This is a genomic window from Pseudoxanthobacter sp. M-2, from assembly GCF_046156265.1.
GTDB lineage: Bacteria > Pseudomonadota > Alphaproteobacteria > Rhizobiales > Segnochrobactraceae > CAMDHY01.
Genome location: NZ_JAWDIR010000033.1, coordinates 12,640 through 32,681 on the forward strand (window position 1 = coordinate 12,640; position 20,042 = coordinate 32,681).

Annotated in this window: 20 protein-coding genes; 5 read left to right on the forward strand and 15 right to left on the reverse strand. The window is 70.7% G+C overall.

Annotation, left to right across the window (positions count from 1 at the left end; all coding sequences use genetic code 11):
• Window positions 1-4: 4 nt before the first annotated feature.
• From accD to fabA, 9 genes are all read right to left on the reverse strand, one after another.
• The gene (accD, locus tag RUR49_RS15110) at window positions 5-928 is read right to left on the reverse strand and encodes an acetyl-CoA carboxylase, carboxyltransferase subunit beta (RefSeq protein WP_409147217.1); all 924 of its coding nucleotides are present in this window, start codon (window positions 926-928) and stop codon (window positions 5-7) included.
• A 58-nt stretch (window positions 929-986) separates the two neighbouring features.
• Window positions 987-1,820: a tryptophan synthase subunit alpha gene (trpA, locus tag RUR49_RS15115; protein WP_409147218.1), complete on the reverse strand. Its 834-nt coding sequence runs from the start codon at window positions 1,818-1,820 to the stop codon at window positions 987-989.
• Window positions 1,817-2,020, reverse strand: coding sequence for a tautomerase family protein (locus tag RUR49_RS15120; protein WP_409147219.1), 204 nt, complete (start codon window positions 2,018-2,020; stop codon window positions 1,817-1,819). Before RUR49_RS15120 ends, trpA begins: the two co-directional genes overlap by 4 nt.
• A 38-nt stretch (window positions 2,021-2,058) precedes the next feature.
• A complete protein-coding gene (gene trpB, locus RUR49_RS15125; RefSeq protein WP_409147220.1) occupies window positions 2,059-3,291 on the reverse strand; it encodes a tryptophan synthase subunit beta in 1,233 nt (410 codons plus the stop codon).
• The gene (locus RUR49_RS15130) at window positions 3,288-3,962 is read right to left on the reverse strand and encodes a phosphoribosylanthranilate isomerase (protein ID WP_409147221.1); all 675 of its coding nucleotides are present in this window, start codon (window positions 3,960-3,962) and stop codon (window positions 3,288-3,290) included. Before RUR49_RS15130 ends, trpB begins: the two co-directional genes overlap by 4 nt.
• A gap of 83 nt (window positions 3,963-4,045) precedes the next feature.
• Window positions 4,046-5,203, reverse strand: coding sequence for a hypothetical protein (locus RUR49_RS15135; RefSeq protein WP_409147222.1), 1,158 nt, complete (start codon window positions 5,201-5,203; stop codon window positions 4,046-4,048).
• Between the two features lie 72 nt (window positions 5,204-5,275).
• On the reverse strand, window positions 5,276-6,142 hold the full coding sequence (fabI, locus tag RUR49_RS15140) for an enoyl-ACP reductase FabI (protein WP_409147223.1): 867 nt from the start codon (window positions 6,140-6,142) through the stop codon (window positions 5,276-5,278).
• A gap of 79 nt (window positions 6,143-6,221) precedes the next feature.
• Window positions 6,222-7,442, reverse strand: coding sequence for a beta-ketoacyl-ACP synthase I (fabB, locus tag RUR49_RS15145; protein ID WP_409147224.1), 1,221 nt, complete (start codon window positions 7,440-7,442; stop codon window positions 6,222-6,224).
• Between the two features lie 43 nt (window positions 7,443-7,485).
• Window positions 7,486-8,025: a 3-hydroxyacyl-[acyl-carrier-protein] dehydratase FabA gene (gene fabA, locus RUR49_RS15150; protein ID WP_409147225.1), complete on the reverse strand. Its 540-nt coding sequence runs from the start codon at window positions 8,023-8,025 to the stop codon at window positions 7,486-7,488.
• Between the two features lie 545 nt (window positions 8,026-8,570).
• On the opposite strand from fabA, the gene irrA reads away from it, so the two are divergent.
• Complete coding sequence (gene irrA, locus RUR49_RS15155) at window positions 8,571-9,002, forward strand: iron response transcriptional regulator IrrA (RefSeq protein WP_409147675.1); 432 nt, start codon at window positions 8,571-8,573, stop codon at window positions 9,000-9,002.
• Window positions 9,003-9,207: 205 nt separating this feature from the next.
• On the opposite strand, the gene RUR49_RS15160 is transcribed toward irrA, so the two are convergent.
• The gene (locus RUR49_RS15160; protein WP_409147226.1) at window positions 9,208-9,747 is read right to left on the reverse strand and encodes an SH3 domain-containing protein; all 540 of its coding nucleotides are present in this window, start codon (window positions 9,745-9,747) and stop codon (window positions 9,208-9,210) included.
• 169 nt (window positions 9,748-9,916) lie between these two features.
• Between RUR49_RS15160 and RUR49_RS15165 the strand changes: the two genes are divergently transcribed.
• Window positions 9,917-10,912, forward strand: coding sequence for a 2-hydroxyacid dehydrogenase (locus RUR49_RS15165; protein ID WP_409147227.1), 996 nt, complete (start codon window positions 9,917-9,919; stop codon window positions 10,910-10,912).
• Window positions 10,913-11,413: 501 nt separating this feature from the next.
• Window positions 11,414-11,866, forward strand: coding sequence for a hypothetical protein (locus RUR49_RS15170; RefSeq protein ID WP_409147228.1), 453 nt, complete (start codon window positions 11,414-11,416; stop codon window positions 11,864-11,866).
• A gap of 41 nt (window positions 11,867-11,907) precedes the next feature.
• Here the strand turns inward: RUR49_RS15170 and RUR49_RS15175 are convergent, their stop codons facing one another.
• Window positions 11,908-12,651, reverse strand: coding sequence for a molybdopterin-synthase adenylyltransferase MoeB (locus tag RUR49_RS15175; RefSeq protein WP_409147229.1), 744 nt, complete (start codon window positions 12,649-12,651; stop codon window positions 11,908-11,910).
• A 218-nt stretch (window positions 12,652-12,869) separates the two neighbouring features.
• Here RUR49_RS15175 and RUR49_RS15180 point away from each other — a divergent pair, with 218 nt between their 5' ends.
• Entirely contained in the window at window positions 12,870-14,726 is a 1,857-nt protein-coding gene (locus RUR49_RS15180; RefSeq protein WP_409147230.1) for an HD domain-containing phosphohydrolase, read from the forward strand.
• Window positions 14,727-14,768: 42 nt separating this feature from the next.
• Here RUR49_RS15180 and cysK read toward each other — a convergent pair whose 3' ends face one another.
• The 4 genes from cysK to rsmI all read right to left on the reverse strand — a co-directional run bounded on the left by cysK (window position 14,769) and on the right by rsmI (window position 18,573).
• Entirely contained in the window at window positions 14,769-15,776 is a 1,008-nt protein-coding gene (gene cysK / locus RUR49_RS15185) for a cysteine synthase A (protein WP_409147231.1), read from the reverse strand.
• A 423-nt stretch (window positions 15,777-16,199) separates the two neighbouring features.
• Window positions 16,200-17,177 carry a glutathione synthase gene (gshB, locus tag RUR49_RS15190; RefSeq protein WP_409147232.1) on the reverse strand — a complete coding sequence of 326 codons (978 nt, stop codon included), beginning with the start codon at window positions 17,175-17,177 and terminating at the stop codon, window positions 16,200-16,202.
• A gap of 75 nt (window positions 17,178-17,252) precedes the next feature.
• Window positions 17,253-17,645 carry a YraN family protein gene (locus tag RUR49_RS15195; RefSeq protein WP_409147233.1) on the reverse strand — a complete coding sequence of 131 codons (393 nt, stop codon included), beginning with the start codon at window positions 17,643-17,645 and terminating at the stop codon, window positions 17,253-17,255.
• A complete protein-coding gene (gene rsmI / locus RUR49_RS15200; RefSeq protein WP_409147234.1) occupies window positions 17,629-18,573 on the reverse strand; it encodes a 16S rRNA (cytidine(1402)-2'-O)-methyltransferase in 945 nt (314 codons plus the stop codon). The genes RUR49_RS15195 and rsmI overlap by 17 nt, the downstream gene beginning before the upstream one ends.
• A gap of 238 nt (window positions 18,574-18,811) precedes the next feature.
• Here rsmI and RUR49_RS15205 point away from each other — a divergent pair, with 238 nt between their 5' ends.
• On the forward strand, window positions 18,812-20,020 hold the full coding sequence (locus tag RUR49_RS15205; protein WP_409147235.1) for a penicillin-binding protein activator: 1,209 nt from the start codon (window positions 18,812-18,814) through the stop codon (window positions 20,018-20,020).
• Window positions 20,021-20,042 lie beyond the last annotated feature (22 nt).

Genomic DNA, 20,042 nt, shown 5'->3' on the forward strand with positions numbered 1-20,042 from the left:
GGCGTCACTCCGCCGCCCGGCGCTCGTCCGCCACCGGCGCCGGCGCGGCCACCGGCTCGGGCGTCGATGCGACGGCGGCATCCCGTCCGGTCAGGATGTGCAGGAGGCGCGACAGCGTCGGGCGCAGCTCCTGGCGCGGCACGATCATGTCGACCATGCCGTGTGCGAGCAGGTACTCGGCGCGCTGGAAGCCGTCCGGCAGCTTCTCGCGGATCGTCTGCTCGATGACGCGCGGGCCGGCGAAGCCGACGAGGGCGCCGGGCTCGACGATGTGGATGTCGCCCAGCATCGCGTAGGAGGCGGTGACGCCGCCGGTGGTCGGGTTGGTCAGCACGACGATGTAGGGAAGCCCCGCCTCCTTCAGCGCCGACACCGCGACCGTCGTGCGCGGCATCTGCATCAGCGAGAGGATCCCCTCCTGCATGCGCGCGCCGCCGGAGGCGGCGAACAGCACGAACGGCGTGCCGTCGGTGCGTGCGGTGTCGAGGCCGGTGACGATCGCCTCGCCGGCCGCCATGCCGAGCGAGCCGCCCATGAACTCGAAATCCTGCACGGCGGCCGTCAGCGGCAGCCCGTCGAGGGTGCCGCGTCCCACGAGGATCGCGTCCTCGTGGCCGGTCTTGGTGCGGGCGTCCTTCAGGCGGTCGGTGTAGCGCTTCTCGTCGCGGAACTTCAGCGGGTCGACCGCCACCTGCGGCAGCGGCAGCGCCTCGTAGCGGCCGCCGTCGAACAGGGTCTCCAGCCGCTTCTTCGCCGGCATGCGCATGTGGTAGCCGGAGCGCGGCACCACCCAGCCGTTCGCCTCGAGATCGCGGTGGAACACCATCTCGCCGGACTCGGGACACTTGATCCAGAGGTTGTCCGGCGTCTCGCGCTTGGTCAGCAGCGAGCGGATCTTCGGGCGGACGACGGTGTTGATCCAGTTCATCGCGGTCTTTCGGTCTCCGCGGCGCGAGCGGGACGGGACGATCGGTCGAAAGGCGGCCTCAGGCAGCGTGGGCGCGCCGGACGCCCGAGGCGAGGCTCGCCACCAACGCGGAAACGGCGCCGACGGTCGCCTCGGTCGCCCGTCCATCGCTGTCGAGCGAGCGCTCGACCGCCTGCACGAGCGCCGAGCCGACGACGACGGCGTCCGCTTCGGCACCGATCGCCGCGGCCTGCTCCGGAGTGCGCACCCCGAAGCCGACGGCGACCGGCAGAGGCGTATGCGCCTTGATTCGGGCAACCGCGCGGCCGACCTTGGTGGCGTCCGGCGCCGCCGTTCCCGTGATCCCGGCGATCGAGACGTAGTAGACGAAGCCCGCCGTGTTGGCGAGAACGGCCGGTAGCCGCTTGTCGTCGGTGGTCGGCGTCGCCAGCCGGATGAAGGCGAGGCCCGCATCCCGCGCCGGCAGGCACAGCTCGTCGTCCGCCTCGGGCGGCAGGTCGACGACGATCAGCCCGTCCACCCCGGCCGCCTTGGCGTCGGCGAGGAAGCGCGCGTTGCCGTAGGAATAGATCGGGTTGTAGTAGCCCATCAGCACGATCGGCGTGGTGTCGTCGCCGCGGCGGAAGTCGCGCACCATGGCGAGCGTCTTCACCATCGTCTGGCCGGCGTGCAGGGCGCGCAGCGACGCCGCCTGGATCGCCGGGCCGTCGGCCATCGGGTCGGTGAACGGCATGCCGAGCTCGATGACGTCGGCGCCCGCCCCCGGCAGCGCCGCGAGGATCTTGCCCGACGTCTCGGTATCGGGATCACCCGCCGTGATGAAGGTCACGAGGCCGGGCCGGCCCTCCGCGGCGAGCGCCGCGAAGCGGGTATCGAGGCGGGTCTGGCTCACGCTCCGGCGCCCGGCTTCGGGTCGGAGGCCATCACGCCGGCGTGCGCCCAGTCGTGCTTCTCGACGTCCTGGATGATCACCTGCACCGCCGCGATCGGACAGCCGAGGCTCTCGACCATCGCGTTGGTCAGCGCCACGGCGAGCGCCTTCTTCTTCGCGGGGTCACGGCCCTTGTACATCTGCACGGTGATATTCGGCATCGTCTCGCCTCCCCAGCCCAGTCCCGGTTCGCCAGCCCTCAGAGCCCGAAGCCCAGCATGTTGCCGACGGTGAACACGTCCTTGTCGCCGCGGCCGCAGAGGTTCATCAGGATGATCTCGTCCTTGCCCATCTGCGGCGCCCGCTTCACCACCTCGGCCAGCGCATGCGCCGGCTCGAGCGCCGGCAGGATGCCCTCGAGCCGCGCCAGAAGCTGGAACGCCGCCAGCGCCTCGTCGTCGGTGATCGCCACATACTCGACCCGGCCGCTCTCCTTCAGGAAGGAGTGCTCCGGCCCGATGCCGGGATAGTCGAGGCCCGCCGAGATCGAGTGGCCCTCGAGGATCTGGCCGTCGCCGTCCTGCAGAAGATAGGTGCGGTTGCCGTGCAGCACGCCCGGCCGGCCGCGCGTCAGCGAGGCGCAGTGCTCGTCCGCCTCGAGCCCGCGACCGCCCGCCTCGACGCCGATGATCTTCACGTCGGGATCGTCGAGGAAGGGGTGGAACAGCCCGATGGCGTTGGAGCCGCCGCCGACGCAGGCGACCAGCGCGTCCGGCAGCCGACCCTCGGCCTCCAGCATCTGCGCCTTCGCCTCGGTGCCGATGACGGACTGGAAGTCGCGCACCATCGCCGGATAGGGATGGGGACCGGCGGCCGTGCCGATCAGGTAGTAGGTGTCCTCGACGTTGGCGACCCAGTCGCGCAGCGCCTCGTTCATGGCGTCCTTGAGGGTGCCGGCGCCGGAGGTCACCGGCCGCACCTCGGCGCCCAGAAGCTTCATGCGGAAGACGTTCGGCTTCTGCCGCTCGATGTCGAGCGCGCCCATGTAGACGACGCAGGGCAGGCCGAACCGCGCGCAGACGGTCGCGGTCGCCACGCCGTGCTGGCCGGCGCCGGTCTCCGCGATGATGCGCGTCTTGCCCATCCGCATGGCGAGCAGGATCTGCCCGACGGTGTTGTTGATCTTGTGCGAGCCGGTGTGGTTGAGCTCGTCGCGCTTGAAATAGACCTTGGCGCCGCCGCAGTGCTCGGTGAGGCGCGGGGCGAACGTCAGCGGGCTCGGACGGCCGATATAGGTCCGCTTCAGCTCCGAGAACTCGGCCTCGAAGGCGGGGTCGGCCTTCGCCGCCTCCCACGCCGCCTCGAGCTCGAGGATCAGCGGCATCAGCGTCTCGGCGACGAAGCGGCCGCCGAACAGGCCGAAGAAGCCCCGCTCGTCGGGTCCGAGCCGGAGGGAATTGGCACGCACGGTCGGCGGCACGGCGGTGTTCAAGCGAGTGCTCCCAGGGTCTGCGCCGCCCGGGCGGCGCGAACGAAGGCGGCGATCAGGGCCGGGTCCTTGTCGCCCGGGGCGCGCTCCACGCCGCTCGACACGTCGACGCCGAGCGGGCGGGCGATCCGCACCGCCTCTGCGACGGTGTCGGGGTCGAGCCCCCCGGAAAGCATGAACCTGAGGCGGGGGTCAAGTTTGGCAAGGAGGCGCCAGTCGAAAGCGAGCCCGTTGCCGCCCGGCCGCGTCGCATCCTTCGGCGGCTTCGCATCGAACAGCAGCCGGTCGGCGACGGCATAATCGGCGGCGGCGGCGAGGTCGGCCGCGTCGCGGATGCCGAGCGCCTTCATCACCGGGCGGCCGAAACGGCGCCGCACCTCGGTGACGCGCGCCGGCGTCTCGCGGCCGTGCAGCTGCAGCCAGTCGGGCCGGATCGCCTCGACGACAGCTGCCAGCGTCTGATCGTCGGCATCGACGGTGAGGAGCACGATCTCCGCCCGCCCGCGCGCCTGGTCGGCCAGCACGGCCGCCGCCGCGGCGTCGACGTGCCGCGGGCTCGGGGCAAAGCTGACGAGGCCGATCATGTCGGCGCCGGCCGCGAGCGCAGCCTCCATCGTCTCGGCAGTGCGAAGGCCGCAGATCTTGACGATGAGGGAGGGTTCGGCGGCGGTCATGGCGGCAAACGTCTTTGCGGCGGTTCGGATGGCGTCGGGCCCCGCGGCGGGCGCGGCGCCGCGCGTTGTATCATTGTCGCGGCTCAGAGCCTATCGCGCCAATAAGCCGCCGCCTCCTCCAGCACCGGGAAGACGCGCGGAATCTCGGCGTCCGGCGTCAGCCCCTCGGCGAGCGCCGTCATCCCGGCCGCCAGCGCCACCTGCACCGCCGGATCGCGGACCGCCTCGCAGCAACCTTCGAGATCGGAGAGGTCGGCGGCGACGAACAGAAGCGTCTCGGCGTCCACCAGCCGGTCATAGTACCACTGCGCCGCCCCGTCGCGGGACGCCACCTTCAGCAGCGGCCCGCCGAGCAGCACCTTCGAGAACAGCCCGGGCCAGGAGTTGGAATTGCCGTCGACGTCGACGTGCACACGCTTCTCGGCGAAGCTCTCGATCGGCACGAAGTCGGCCGTCAGCCCGCGCGCCACGAGTTCGGCCCACGGCGCCTTGCCGGAGCCCTCGTCGGTCGTCACCAGCCCGACGTCGATGTTCAGATCCGGCCGCGCCGCCGCGATCCGCCGCGCCTCGGCGACGAAGGCGACCCGCGGCAGCGCCGTCCACGTCTCGCCCCGCGCCAGCGTGCCAGTCGAGCGGCCGCGCCAGAAGATCGTGTCCTCCCGTGCCGCCAGCGGCCGCCCCCTTGCGGCGTATGCCTTGCGCAGGTCGGCATAGCCGTCGGTGGCGAGGAAGATCTGGTCGGGCACCAAGAAGGTGCGGTCCGGCGGCCCGGAGAAACCGACCACCCGCTCGCCCGGATCGGCGCAATCGTCGACGTCGAGGACGAAGTGGCCGCGGCCACCGCCCTCGCGACCGAACGCCTCGAACAGCCGGTGGGCGTGGACGATGCGATAGACGAGGCGCACCGCGCTGACGGCCCGCGCCGCCTCCGGCAGGCCCGCCGACAACAGCAGCCGGTAGCGGGCACCGAACGGCCCGACATCCACCCTCGCCGCCTTGGCACCGAAGCCGGAACCGCGCACGATCTCGATGCCGGTGATCACCGGCAGCGCGCGGATGTGGGAAAACGGCTCGAAGCGGCAGCCGAAGCGGGTCGGTCGGAACAGGCTCTTGTCGCGGGCGATGAAGCGCGTCACCCCGGCGGCGTCACCGTCCAGCGCCAGCCGCGCCAGCCGGTCGCGCCGCGCCTTGGTGCCGCCGATCGGCAGGCCGAGCCGCGAGGCGAGTGCGCCGAAGTCCATCAGGCCGCCGTCCCGGAAAAATGCCCCCGCCCCCCCGCGCCGGGCGATGCCCGCCGTCAGACCGGTGACCGCTCAGGCGGTGGCGACCGTCGGCAGCGGCCGCGGCTGCGCGACGCCCGCATCGTCCTCCTGCTCGCGCCGCTCCTCGTCCTGGAGGGCGTCGAGGCGCGGCATCGAGATGATGTTGTAGCCGCAGTCGACGAAGTGGATCTCGCCGGTCACGCCGCCCGAAAGGTCGGACAGCAGATAGAGCGAGGTACCGCCGATCTCCTCGATCGTCACGGTGCGGCGCAGCGGCGAGTGGCGGCGCTGGTAGTTGAACATCAGCCGCGCATCCGACACGCCGGAACCGGCGAGCGTGCGCACCGGCCCGGCCGAGATCGCGTTGACCCGGATATTGCGGCCGCCATAGTCGGCGGCGAGGTAGCGCACCGAGGATTCCAGCGCCGCCTTGGCGACGCCCATGACGTTGTAGTTCGGCATCACCCGCGTCGAGCCGCCATAGGTGAGCGTCAGCAGCGAGCCGCCGTTGGGCATCATCGCCGCCGCCCGCTTCGCCACTTCCGTGAACGAGAAGCAGGAGATCACCATCGTCCGCACGAAGTTCTCGCGCGTCGTATCGGCGTAGCGGCCACGCAGCTCGTTCTTGTCGGAGAAGGCGACGGCGTGGACGACGAAGTCGATCGAGCCCCAGCTCTCGCGCAGCCGATCGAAGGCCGCGTCGACGGTAGAGACGTCCTCGACGTCGCACGGCAGCAGGATTTCCGCCCCGACCGAGGCGGCGAGCGGCTTGACGCGCCGGCCGAAGGCCTCGCCCTGGTAGGTGAAGGCGAGCTCGGCACCCTGCTCCGACAGACGCTTGGCGATGCCCCAGGCGATCGAGTGGTCGTTGGCGACGCCCATGATCAGCCCGCGCTTGCCCGCCATCAGATCCGTCATGTCGGTCCTCGGTGTCGGCCGCGGCCGGTGCCGCGGCGAGGCATTTCTCGTCCGGGGTGGTCAGCGGCGCCGGTGCGAATCAGGCGGCATCCGGATGCTGCAGCACCAGTGTCGCATTCGTCCCGCCGAATCCGAATCCGTTCGAGAGGACACGGGCGAGGGTGACGTTGTCGTGACGCTCCCGCACGATCGGCATGTCGGCGAAAGCCGGGTCGATCGTGTCGATATGGGCGCTCTCGGCGATGAAGCCGTTCTGCATCATCAGGATCGAATAGATCGCCTCCTGCACGCCGGCCGCACCGAGCGAATGGCCCGTCAGTGACTTGGTGGCGGAGATCGGCGGGCACTTGTCGCCGAACACCACACGCATCGCCTCGATCTCCTTGAGATCGCCGATCGGCGTCGAGGTGGCGTGCGGATTGATGTAGTCGATCGGGCCCTTGACGCCCTGCATGGCGAGCTGCATCGCCCGCACCGCGCCCTCGCCGGAGGGCTGCACCATGTCGTGGCCGTCGGAGGTGGCGCCGTAGCCGACCACCTCGGCATAGATGCGGGCGCCGCGGGCCTTCGCCCGCTCCCACTCCTCGAGCACCAGCACGCCGGCACCGCCGGCGATGACGAAGCCGTCGCGGTCCTTGTCATAGGCGCGGGAGGCGACCGCCGGGCGGTCGTTGTAGCCGGCCGACATCGCCCCCATGGCGTCGAACAGCACCGACAGCGTCCAGTCGAGGTCCTCGCAGCCGCCGGCGAAGACGACGTCCTGCTTGCCCCACTGGATGAGCTCGGCGCCGTGGCCGATGCAGATGTTGGTGGTCGCGCAGGCCGCCGACATCGAATAGTTGACGCCCTTCACCTTGAACCAAGTGGCGAGCGTCGCTGACGCCGTCGACGACATCGCCTTCGGCACAGCGAACGGGCCGACGCGCTTCGGCCCCTTCTCGCGGGCGATGTCGGCGGATTCGACGATGGTGCGGGTCGACGGGCCGCCCGAGCCCATGACGAGGCCGGTGCGCTCGTGGCTGACCTCGCCCGGCTCCAGGCCGGAATCGCGGATCGCCTGGTCCATGGCGACGTGGTTCCACGCCGTGCCGCCGCCGTGGAAGCGCATGGCGCGGCGGTCGACCACCTCGGCGGGGTCGAGCTGCGGCGCGCCGTGCACCTGGCAGCGGAAGCCGAGGCGGGCATATTCGTCCGCCCGCACGATGCCCGACTTCGCCTCGCGCAACGACGCCAGCACCTCCTGGGTGCCGGTGCCGATCGACGAAACGATCCCCATGCCGGTGACGGCCACGCGTCTCATGTCGTCCTCCGTCCTCGCTCGCTCGAAAGGCGGCCGTGGCGTCTCAGGCCGCGGCGGCCGGTTCGGTCTGGAACAGGCCGACCTTGAGATCGCTCGCCTTGTAGATGGTCTCGCCGTCGGCCTTCAGCCAGCCATCGGCGACGCCGAGCACGAGCTTCGAGCGCATCACGCGCTTCAGGTCGACGCCGTACTCGACCCGCTTCACGCTCGGCACCACCATGCCGGAGAACTTCACCTCGCCGACCGACAGCGCCCGCCCCCGACCGGGGGAGCCGAGCCAGCCGAGGAAGAAGCCGAGCATCTGCCACAGCGCGTCGAGCCCGAGGCAGCCCGGCATCACCGGGTCGCCCTTGAAATGGCACGGGAAGAACCAGAGGTCCGGCCGGATCGCGAGCTCGGCCCGGACCATGCCCTTGCCGTGCGCCCCGCCGTCCTCGGAGATTTCGCCGATGCGGTCGAACATCAGCATCGGCGGCAGCGGAAGCTGGGCGTTGCCCATGCCGAACAGCTCACCGCGCGCACACGCGATCAGATCCTCGTACTCGAAGCTCGACCGACGCTCGCGCATACCGTTCTCGTGCATTCTTGTTCCGCGTCCCCGCCCTGCGGAGCGTCCCGGAGGGGGCGCCCGCCATTCATCGTTTCGAACCGCCCCGCCACCCTCGGTGTGAGCGAACGCCGCCGCGATCCGGACGAGGGAGAACACGCACCGTCTCGACGGTCGGGCCATCGGGGCGAAACCGACGCACGTCGATGTGCCGCGCGAGCGGCGCGGGTCGATGCGCGGAACCTCCCTACCATAGGCCTTCGCCGTCCGAAAGGGCACCGGTCGGCCCCGATCGGAGCCCGCGGCCACCGCCGCCGGACGCGCCCGCCGCGACACGGCCGCCACTGTCGCATGAAGATAGTAATGACTTGCAATCGCCGATCATCGCGGCTAGGGTCGTCTCGAAAGCCGGGACAGGCGTGTCCGGCGGGCCGCCACGGCCCGGCCGCAATCCCCGTCCACGGCGTGTGGAGTTTTCGAGAGCCGCGACGGCACGGCCGCGGGTTCGACGGGGATGAATGACCATGGCGGACGGCATGATGACGTCGCGGAGCACGACGATGGTGGTGGAAGCGGGCTCGATGATGGGCCAGTTGACGCGCCGCCCGGCCAACGTTCGCGGCATGCTGCGTGAGTCCGGCCTCCGCCCGACGCGCCAGCGCATCGCGCTCGCCGACATTCTGTTCGCCGACGGCAACCGCCACGTCTCGGCCGAGCAGCTGCACGAGGAGGCGCTCCGGGCCCGCGTGCCGGTGTCGCTCGCCACCGTCTACAACACGCTGCACCAGTTCACGGAAGCCGGCCTGCTGCGCGAGGTCGCGGTCGACGGGTCGAAGACCTACTTCGACACCAACACCTCCGACCACCACCACTTCTTCCTCGAGGACGAGAACCGCGTCGTCGACATCCCCGGCGAGGGCCTGTCGATCGACAACCTCCCCGAGGCGCCCGAGGGCATGGAAATCGTCCGCGTCGACGTCGTCGTCCGCATCCGCCCGATCCGCGCCGCCTGATCAACACGTCAGGCCGCCTCTGCGGCTCTTCCTTCTCCCGCTCGCGGGAGAAGGTGGCGCGAAGCGCCGGATGAGGGCGGCGCACGAAGTGCGCCGAATGTCGCGGATTTGCAGGGCGCCCGCGCGGCTCACGCCGCGCGCCCTCATCCGCCCTTCGGGCACCTTCTCCCCTTCTTCGGCCGGGCGAAGGAAAAACTCTCCCCCCTCAGTGCACCGTCTCGTCCGGGTAGACGCCCCACAGCATCGCCTGCTCGACGAAGCCGGCGAAGCTCGGCCCCTCCACTTCACACCACTGGCCGTCGCACTCGCGCACCTGCACGACGACGTTCGGCGCAAGCGTCGCCCTGACGGTGCTTGTCGCGTCGCCGCGCACATAGAGCGCCGTCGGCTCGGCGTTCTGCCACGGCGCCACCAGCGCGGTGCGGCGCCCCGACAGCAGCCCGTGGTAGACCCAGCCCTCCGCCCCGGACGAATCGCGGATGCGGCGCCAGTTCTCGAACTCCTGCACGATCTCCACCGGCAGCCCGGCGCGCACGAAGATCCACTTCACCGCGTGCTCGTTGCTCGGTCCGATGCGCACGTTGACGCGGCTCGCCTTCAGGCTGACGAAGCGCGGCAGCGGCAGGCCGGTGTTCTGCTGGGCCTCGGCCGGCGGCGCCGCCGGCGGCATCGCCACGAGCATGGCGGCCCCCAGTCCGACGGCCATCCACCTGAGCCCCGCGACCATCCCGGAAAGCACGTTCATCCCGAACACCCTCATCGCCCGCCGACCGTCCGCCCGCCCCGGCCGTTGTGTTTCCGCATCGCTCTGATACAGAAGGCCGAAGCGCACGGGGGACGCCGCCGAGCATGCAGCCTCAGGGTTAACCGGCGCTGAACCCGGCATCCGTCCAGAGCCCCGAGGCACGCGCAGCATGGCCAGGAAAAAGCCGCACGTGATGGTGACCCGGAAGCTTCCGGACGTCGTCGAGACCCGCATGCGCGAGCTCTTCGAGGCGAAGCTCAACGAGACCGACCGGCCCCTCAGCCAGGCCGAGCTCGTCGAGGCCGTCCGCCACGCGGACGTGCTGGTGCCCACCATCACCGACCGCATCGATACCGCCGTGCTCTCCCAGGCCGGTCCGAACCTCCGCCTCATCGCCAACTTCGGCAACGGCGTCGACAACATCGACGTCGAGACGGCGGTCGCCCGCGGCATCACCGTGACCAACACCCCCGGCGTCCTCACCGAGGACACCGCCGACATGACGATGGCGCTGATGCTGGCGGTGCCGCGCCGCCTCGCCGACGGCATTCGCGCCGTCCACGACAACGCCTGGGGCGGCTGGTATCCGACCTGGATGCTCGGCCGCCGCATCTCCGGCAAACGCCTCGGCATCGTCGGCATGGGCCGCATCGGCCAGGCCGTCGCCCGCCGCGCCCGAGCCTTCGGCATGTCGATCCACTATCACAACCGCCGCCGTCTCGGCGCGGGGATCGAGGACAGCCTCGAGGCGACGTGGTGGGAGAGCCTCGACCAGATGCTCGCCCGCATGGACGTGGTCTCGATCCACACGCCCCACACGCCGGCGACCTTCCATCTGCTGTCGGCGCGGCGGCTGAAGCTGATGCGGCCGGAGGCCTACATCGTCAACACCGCCCGCGGCGAGCTCATCGACGAGGCGGCGCTGATCCGTCAGCTCGAGACCGGCGCGCTCGCCGGTGCCGGCCTCGACGTCTTCGAGCACGAGCCGGCGATCAACCCGAAGCTGATGAAGCTCGCCGAGGCCGGCCGCGTCGTCCTCCTCCCCCACCTCGGCTCGGCCACCATCGAGGGCCGCATCGACATGGGCGAGAAGGTGATCATCAACATCCGCACCTTCATGGACGGCCACCGCCCGCCGGACCGCGTGCTGCCCTCGATGCTGTGAGGCGGGCGGGGAGGCCGTGTCCTCCCTGCCGCCCGCGCCTCCGCTAGAAGTACGTCCCCGAGACAACTTCCGCCGAGATTCTGACGCGCGTCCCTCCGAGGCACGTCCCTCCGATTTCCATCCCCCACCGTAGTCATTCCCGGGCTTGTCCCGGGAACCCATTCGCTGCCGCGCACGCGGCGCCTCCGCACCCGCCCCCTCGCTGGAACGTTGCATGGGTTCCCGGCACAAGGCCGGGAATGACCTCCGAGGGATGAGCCGCGCAAGGAGCCTAGAGCACCGCGCGCCACCATCGTCGCTCGCGTACGACCCGCAATCCCGGTGCAAGGCCGGGAATATGCCAGTCGGGTCGACCGTCTGCCTGTCCCCCGCCTTTGGCTCGCCGAGATTCTGGTGACGGATTTGCCCGCACTGCGGTCCTGCGGGAGACACGACTCGCAGCGATCGCGTCGGTGAGCATCTTCACCGACTAGGGCGCGGCACAGGGGAATCATTGCCAGCGTGGTCGGGTCCGTCGTCAAATTCTTGCTGATCTGCGGGGCGGTGGCCGCGTCCGCCTACGCCTTGTCCTGGATCGGCTTCATCTTGATGGTTATGATCATTTTTGATGGGCACGCCGGCTACCAAAAACTGCAGACCATAAAAGACGAGAAGACCGGCCTCTTCGTCGAGCTGGGTCGCGTGGACACCATGCTCGATGTCGACATCTTTCTGCTCGTCTTCGAAGATGATGCCGTCCGCACTCAAATCTCCTCGTCAGGATCGACGGCCATCGCGGAGATCGCAAAGGTCGGGTCGGACACCGATGTCCTGTCCTACGAGGACGACTGCTACGTCGTGAGGACGCGAGGGGGAGACCTCGAAAAACCGATCTGGCGCGACCCACACACCGGCGAGGTGCTCTGCTTCCGGCTGGCGCCTCGTCCGGGACCTCGAGGCGGCCAGAAGCCCTAGATCCTTACCGCGCCGCCACCCGAAGCAGGCACGCTACCCCCTCACCCCCGCCCGTACCCGATCGTCTCGAACCGCATGCCGAGGATGTCGACCAGCAACAGCCGGCCGATCAGCGGTTCGCCGGCACCGGTGACGAGCTTCACCACCTCGCAGGCCTCGAGCGTGCCGAGCACGCCGACCACCGCGCCGAGGATGCCGGCCTCCGCGCAGCTCGGCACGGTGCCGGCGGGCGGCGCCTCGGGGAAGAGGTCGCGCCAGCGCGGGTTCGGCCGCCCGTCCGGGCCGCTCTCGTAGGGCACCAGCGTCGTCAGCGAGCCGTCGAAGCGGCCGACCGCCGCCGTCACCAGCGGCCGTCTGGCCGCCTCGCAGGCGTCCGCCAGCGCGTAGCGGGTGGCGAAGTTGTCGGAGCCGTCGACGACCACGTCATAGGCCGCCACCAGCGCCGGCGCGCTTTCCGCCGTCAGCCGCTCCCGGTGCGTCTCCACGACAACGTGTGGGTTGAGCCGCGCCACCGTCGCTGCCGCGCTGTCGACCTTCGCCGAGCCCACCGAGCCCGTGTCGTGCACCACCTGCCGCTGCAGGTTCGACAGCTCCACGACGTCGTCGTCGACGATGCCGAGCGTGCCGACGCCGGCTGCCGCGAGATAGAGCAGCACCGGCGCGCCGAGCCCGCCGGCGCCGACCACCAGCACCCGGGCGCGCTTCAGCTTCTGCTGCCCCGGTCCGCCGATCTCCGGCAGCACCAGATGGCGGGCATAGCGGGCGATCTCGTCCGTCGTCAGCATTCCGTCGGGCCTCCCGGGCCCATTCTCACGAACCGGGCGCGAATCCGTGATCTCGATTATCCTTGAGCCCGGGTGCTTCCGGCCTCATGCTAACAAGGGCACGGCACGAAGTCCGGCCGATGCTGGTGTTCAGCTTGGCGTTGTCGCGCGTCGTGCTGAAAAGTACGAGCAAAATCTGTCTCTGGTGGCGGCCGCGCGGTGGCCGCGGAGTGCGTGGATTGACGGCCGAAACGGCCAAGGGCGAGACATCGCGAGAGGTACCCGTGCGCGACGGCGTGCAGCCGGCGAAGGCCGCCGCCCGCATCGCACTGGTCTACACCCTCCTCGGCGCGATCTGGATCGTTGGCGGTGACTATGTCTTCGCCAACGTGAACCACGACTGGCACACCTGGATCGAGATCTCGAAGGGCCTCCTCTACGTCACGCTGACGGCGACCGCGCTGTACTTCGCCGTGCGGGCCGCCCTTCATCGGGAACGCAGGCTCACGGATCGCATCTTCGAGGTGGCCGCGGCCACCCGGCTCGCCCGTATCGACGCGGAGGAACGCCAGGCCTTCTCCGCAGCGGTGCTCGACAGCATCCAGGACCGCATCTGGGTCTTCACTGCCGACTGCCGGATCCGCCGCGCGAATGCCGCTGGATGGCGGATGCTCGGTCGGTCGACGCCGCCGGAAGAGGAGCTCGACCTCGAGGAGGCCGGCTGGCCGGAAGACAACCGCGCCATGGTGCGCGCCCACGTGGCGCAGGTCGTGGAGACCGGCGAACCGTTCTATGGCCGCATCAAGCTTCGCTACGGCACCGACGATCACGTCGTCGACTATGCCAACCGCCCGCTGAGAGATCCGGCGACCGGGCAGCTCGACGTCCTCAGCATCGCCTGGGACGTGACCGAACAGGTGGTGGCGGAGGCGGCGCTTGCCCGCAAGAACCGCATCCTCACTGCCGTCGTCAACGGCATGCTGGCGATCTCGGGGCATCAGGACCGCGCATCGATCGCGCGGGCCGTGACGTGCGCGCTGGTGCAGGAGGCCGGCTTCGCGCTCGCCTGGATCGGCGAGCTGGACGACGGCAACGTCCACACGCTGCGCCTGCTCGCCGCCTGCGGAACGCTCACCGACCAGCTTCCACCGATCGTCGAATCGATCCGCACGCGCGACGACATCGCCAGCCCGACGCAGATCGCGATCCGCACCGGCGAGCCGTGCGTGTGGAATGACCTCCACACCCGCCCGGACCTCGCCTGGGCGAAGGGCATGTTCGGCCACGACCGCGAGGTCCGTTCCGCCATCGTCGTGCCGATGCGCTTTTCCGGCCGGGTCTTCGCGACGCTGTCGCTCTATGGCCACGACGCCGCATTCGATCTGGACGAGCTCCGCCCCATCGAGGCGTTCTGCGGTCAGCTCGGCCTGGCCCTCGCCACCATCGACAGCCTCGTGCGCTACGAGGAAAGCGAAACCGGCCGCCTCGCCGCCGTCTCGCGCGTCAAGGCGGCGCTGATCGAGACGGTTGGCGCCCTCGCCGCCGTCGTCGAGGTCCGCGACCCCTACACGGCCGGCCACCAGCAGCGGGTCGCAGCCTTCGCCGAGGCCATCGCCCGCGAGAAGGGGTGGTCTGAGGATCACATCGAAGGTGTCCGCGTCGGTGCGCTGCTCCACGACATCGGCAAGATCGCCGTTCCGGCCGAGGTGCTGAACAAGATCAGCAAGCTCAGCCGGGAAGAGTTCGCTCTCATCAAGACGCACACGACGCGCGGCGGCGAGCTCCTCAGCGCCATCCGCTTCGAATGGCCGATCCTGCCGATGGTGACGCAGCACCATGAGCGCCTCGACGGGTCCGGCTATCCGGCCGGCCTTCGCGGGAACGAGATTTCCCCGGAGGCGAAGCTGCTCGCCGTCGCCGACGTCGCCGAGGCGATGCTGTCGAACCGCCCCTACCGGCGCTCGGTCGGCATGGAGGCCGTGATCGCGGAATTGACGGAGGGCCGGGGACGCCTCTACGAGGCCGAATCCGTCGATATCGCCCTGCGCCTTCTGCGCGAGCACGGCGCCGCGGTGTTCGGGTCCGAGGTGCCCTGACACGCGAGACGGCAGGTCCGGCCCCAGCGGTTCCGGTCCCGCCTACTCCATCCCCTCGAACAGCATCGTCGACAGATAGCGCTCGGCGAACGACGGGATGATCAGCACGATGTTCTTGCCCGCGAACTCCGGCCGCCGGCCGAGCGCCGCCGCCGCCGTCACCGCCGCGCCCGACGAGATGCCGCCGGGGATGCCCTCGAGGCGGGCGAGCAGCCGGGCGTTCTGGAAGGCCTCGTCGTTCGAGACCTTGATCACCTCGTCAAAAGCGTGGGTGTCGAGCACCTCCGGCACGAAGCCGGCACCGATGCCCTGGATCTTGTGCGGCCCGGGCGTGCCGCCCGACAGCACCGGGCTGTCCACCGGCTCCACCGCCACCACGTGCAGCGACGGCTTGCGCGGCTTCAGCACCTGCGCCACGCCAGTAATGGTGCCGCCGGTGCCGATGCCCGCCACGAAGGCGTCGATGTCGCCGCCGGTGTCGGTCCAGATCTCCTCCGCCGTGGTGGCGCGGTGGATCGCCGGGTTGGCCGGATTGCGGAACTGCTGCGGCATCACCGCCCCGGGGATCTCGGCGAGGAGCTCCTCGGCCTTGGCGATCGCGCCCTTCATGCCCTTCGCCGCCTCGGTCAGCACCAGCTCGGCGCCGAGCAGCTTCAGCATCTTGCGGCGCTCGACCGACATCGATTCCGGCATCACCAGGATCAGCCGGTAGCCGCGCGCCGCCGCCACGAAGGCGAGGGCGATGCCGGTGTTGCCCGACGTCGGCTCGACCATCGTGCCGCCCGGCTTCAGCGTGCCGGAGGCTTCCAGCGCGTCGATCATGGCGACGCCGATGCGGTCCTTCACGCTCGCGATCGGGTTGAAGAACTCGAGCTTGCCGAGCAGCGTCGCCCCGACGCCCAGCGCCTTCGCCAGCCGGTCCATGCGCACGAGCGGCGTGTCGCCGATCGTCTCGGTGATCGACCCGTAGATGCGGCCACGACCGGGCCGACGGCCTTTGGCGCCAGCGGTCTCGGCGTGGGTGCTCTCGGCGCGGGCTGCTTCGGCCATTTCTCGTCTCCCTGTTATTCCAGTCAGCGGAGGCAAGCCTCGCGACCGTTCGGTTGGTTCAACACCCTCCCCTCGAGGGGGAGGGTCGGCGACCGCAGGTCGCCGGGGTGGGGTGGCGCCGCCGGGAGGCGGCGGGAAAAAGCTGCAACGCTTGCAGCGGTGCAGTTTGCGTGCGGGCTCCCGCCCACCCATCCCGCACCTCACCCACCGTAGTCATTCCCGGGCTTGTCCCGGGAACCCATCCCTCTCGGCAAGCGACGCGCCCGATCGCAATCTCCAATCCGCGGCGCCGTTGTATGGGTTCCCGGCACAAGGCCGGGAATGACTACGGAGAGGAGGGCGAGGCGGAGAGGAGGGCACCCTTCTGCGCACTGCCCATTGCCTACTCCCTAATGCCGACTGCCCACTGCCGACTGCCGTCCCCTACCCCCGCGCCGCCACCTTTGCCTCGATCGTGTCCCACACCATCGCCGCGATGTCCGGGCCGCCGAGGCGGCGGATGGCGCGAATGCCGGTCGGCGCCGTCACGTTGATCTCCGTCAGCCGGCCGTCGATGACGTCGATGCCGACGAGCAGGAGCCCGCGCCGCGCCAGCTCCGGGCCGATGGTGGCGCAGATCTCGCGCTCGCGGTCGGTGAGGTCGGTCTCCTTCGCCGCACCGCCGCGCACCATGTTGGAGCGCAGGTCGTCCGGTGCCGGCACGCGGTTCACCGCGCCGGCGAACTTGCCGTCGACGAGGATGATGCGCTTGTCGCCATGCTTCACGTTCGGCAGGAACTGCTGCACCACCCACTGTTCGCGGAAGGTGTTGGCGAACAGGTCGTAGAGCGAGCCGTAGTTCAGGTCCTCGGCGGTGAGGCGGAACACCGAGGCGCCGCCGTGGCCGTAGAGCGGCTTCATGACGATGTCGCCGAACTCCTTGCGGAAGGCGTCGATCTCGGCGCGATCGCGGGTGATCACCGTCGGCGGCATCAGCTCTGGGAACAGCGTGACGAAGATCTTCTCCGGCGCGTTGCGCACCTCGGCCGGGTCGTTCACCACCAGCGTCTTCGGCTGGATGCGCTCCAGCATGTGTGTCGCCGTCACATAGGCGAGGTCGAAGGGCGGGTCCTGGCGCATCAGCACGACGTCGAGGGCGTCGAGGCGCTGGCGCTCCGGCGCCCCCAGCGTGAAGTGGTCGCCGGCGGTGTCGCGCACGGTGATCGGCTCGAGAGCCGCGATGACGACGCCGTCGCGCATCGCGAGGCGGTCCGGCGTGTAGTGGAAGAGCTCGTGGCCGCGGGCCTGCGCCTCGAGCAGGAGCGCGAAGCCCGAATCGCCGGCGATCTTCACGGTCGAGACGTGGTCCATCTGGATGGCGACGCGCAGCCGCTTCTCAGGCTTCCGGGCGGCTTCGGTCATCGGCGTCTCTCCGTGGCGGCGTCGGGATGATGTGGGACGCGCGCGACAGGGTTTCCACCCGGCCGTGCCCCTCCGTCAATCCGTCGCCGCAAAGGCGTTGGCGAGGTGGCTCGGCCAGCGCCGCGGCACCACCATGACGATATCGAAGCGGATCGTGTGGCCGACATAGGCCGGATGGCGGGCGAGCCAGACGCGCGCCGCCGCCGACAGCCGTCTTTGCGTGCCCGACCCGACAGCGGACAAGGCCGTGTCCGCGTCAGCCCGAGCCTTCACCTCGACGATCGCCACGGTGTCGCGTCTCACGGCCACGAGGTCGATCTCGCCGTGCGGCGTCTTCACCCGCCGGCCGAGGATGCGGTAGCCCTTCAGGCGCAGGGCCCAGGCGGCGAGCGTCTCGGCGCCGTGGCCGCGGCGCTCGGCGGCGCGGCGGCGCGGATCGGCGGGCGAAGGCTCAGGCGCCTTCGCCATCGTCGCGGCCGTCCGCGTCGGGATCGTCGTCGTCGGCCTGCAGCGCCCCCTTCAGCTCCAGCGCCCGGCGATAGAGCTCGCGGCGGTCGAGTCCGGTGGCGCGGGCCACGTCGCCAGCGGCCGCGCTCGCCGGCATCGTCGCGAGTGCCGCGACCAGCAGCTGGTCGGCGTCGGCCTCGGACGTCTCGCGCTCCGGCGGCGGGCCGATGACCAGCACGATCTCGCCCTTCGGTGGCGCCCCGGCGAAGCGTTCGGCGAGTTCGCCGAGCGGTGCGCGCACCACCGTCTCGTAGAGCTTGGTCAGTTCGCGCGCGACCACCGCCGGCCGGTCGGCGCCGAGGATGGCGGCGAGGTCGGCGAGCGTCTCGGCGACCCGGTGCGGCGATTCGTAGAGAACCAGCGTCGCCGGCACGATCGCGAGGGTCTCGATGCGCCGCCGCCGCGGCCCGCCCTTCTGGGGCAGGAAGCCGGAAAACAGCACCGTGTCGGTCGGCAGACCGGCGACGACCAGAGCCGCGAGCAGCGCGGAGGGACCGGGAATCGGGATCACCGGCAGGCCGAGCGCGGTCACTTCGGCGACGAGGCGATAGCCGGGGTCGGAGATCAGCGGCGTGCCGGCATCGGAGACGAGCGCCACCGAGCGGCCGGCGACGAGCTCGGCCATCAGCTTCGGCAGCTGGCGGCCGGAATTGTGCTCGTGATAGGCGATCGTCGGCGTGCGGATGCCGTAGCGCTCGGTGAGCACGCGGGTGACGCGGGTGTCCTCGCAGGCGATGAGGTCGGCGGCCGCGAGCGTCGACAGCGCCCGCAGCGTCATGTCGCCGAGATGGCCGATCGGGGTCGCGACGATGTAGAGGCCGGGCGCCAGCGCCGGGGCGGTGAAGCTCCGGGCGTCGACGGCGAAGGAGCGGACGGGAGCATCGGGCACGGCCGCGGCCTCGCCGGGGCGCCGGCGGCCGTCTTTCGCGCGCGCCTCTGGAGCATTCTTTGACAGGGCGGGCCCGACCTTCCACACTCGCGGGGCGTTGCGCCGTGGTCACACGCCGTCCGCGGAGAGCCCGCCGGCCTTGCGAAGAGGACGACGGGCGACGCGCGACGTTTCGTTCCGCCGCCCCGAGTGGTAAGGGTCGCGGAGGCTCGAATTGATCTAGCAGGGAGTGCGCTTGGTGTCGCGCGTCTTGAAAGCCGCCGCGTCACGGGCGGCCGATCTTCTTCCGCGTCGTCGCGTCCTTGCGGCGGCCGTCGCCCTGTTGGCGCTCGGCGCCTGCTCGCGTGGCGACGTCACGGGTCCCGTCGTCGCCACGCCGGACGTGCCGGCGCAGCCGCGCGGCGAGGTACTCGGCAACGGCCCGGTGACCGTTGCGCTGCTCCTGCCGCTGTCCGCCGGCGGCGAGGGCGCCGGGGTCGCGCAGTCCTTCAAGAATGCCGCGGCGCTGGCGATCTCCGAGAACCCGAGCGTCGTGCGCGTCCTCGTCAAGGACGATGGCGGCTCGGAAGCCGGCGGCCGCGCCGCGGCGCAGGCGGCGATCGCCGAGGGGGCGCAGCTCATCCTCGGGCCGGTGTTCGCCCCCGCCGTCGCCGGCGCCGCCTCGGTGACGCGGCAGGCCGGCGTGCCGGTGATCGCGTTTTCGACCCGCGCCAACCTCGCGAGCCGCAACGTCTACCTGTTGAGCTTCCTGCCGCAGGGCGACATCGACCGCGTCGTCTCCTATGCCGCGAGCGTCGGCAAGCGCAACTTCGCGGCGATCGTGCCGGCCAACGACTATGGCGGCGTGGCGATCGAGGCGCTCAGCAACGCCGCCGCGCGCGCCGGCGGCCGGGTCGTCGGCTTCGCCCAGTACAACCCGAACCGTTCCGACCTCGCCGCCGCCGCCCAGACGATCGCCGGCTATGGCAGCCAGGTCGACGCCGTGCTGGTGCCGGAAGGCGGTTCCGGCGCCGGCGCGGTGGCGGCCGCCCTGCGTGGTGCCGGCATCGCGACCGGTCAGGTGCAGCTCCTCGGCACGGGCCAGTGGGACGACCCGGCGATCGCCGGCGACCCCAACCTCTCCGGCGCCCTCTATCCGGCTCCCGAGCGCGGCGCCTACGAGGCCTATCTCGGCAAGTACCAGGCGCGCTTCGGCTCGATCCCGCCGCGCACCGCCTCGCTCGCCTATGACGGCGCGACGCTGGCCGTCGGCCTCGTCAAGGCGCGCGGCAGCGGCGCCTTCAGCGAGACGGTGATCGCCAACCCGAGCGGCTTCATCGGCGTCAACGGCCTGTTCCGCTTCGATCCGAACGGCCTGTCGCAGCGCGGCCTCGCCGTCTACCAGGTGACGGGCGGTGCCGTGCGCATCATCAGCCCGGCGCCGCGGTCGTTCGGCGCGGGGTCCTGAGGCCTCAGGCCCGAGGGATGCG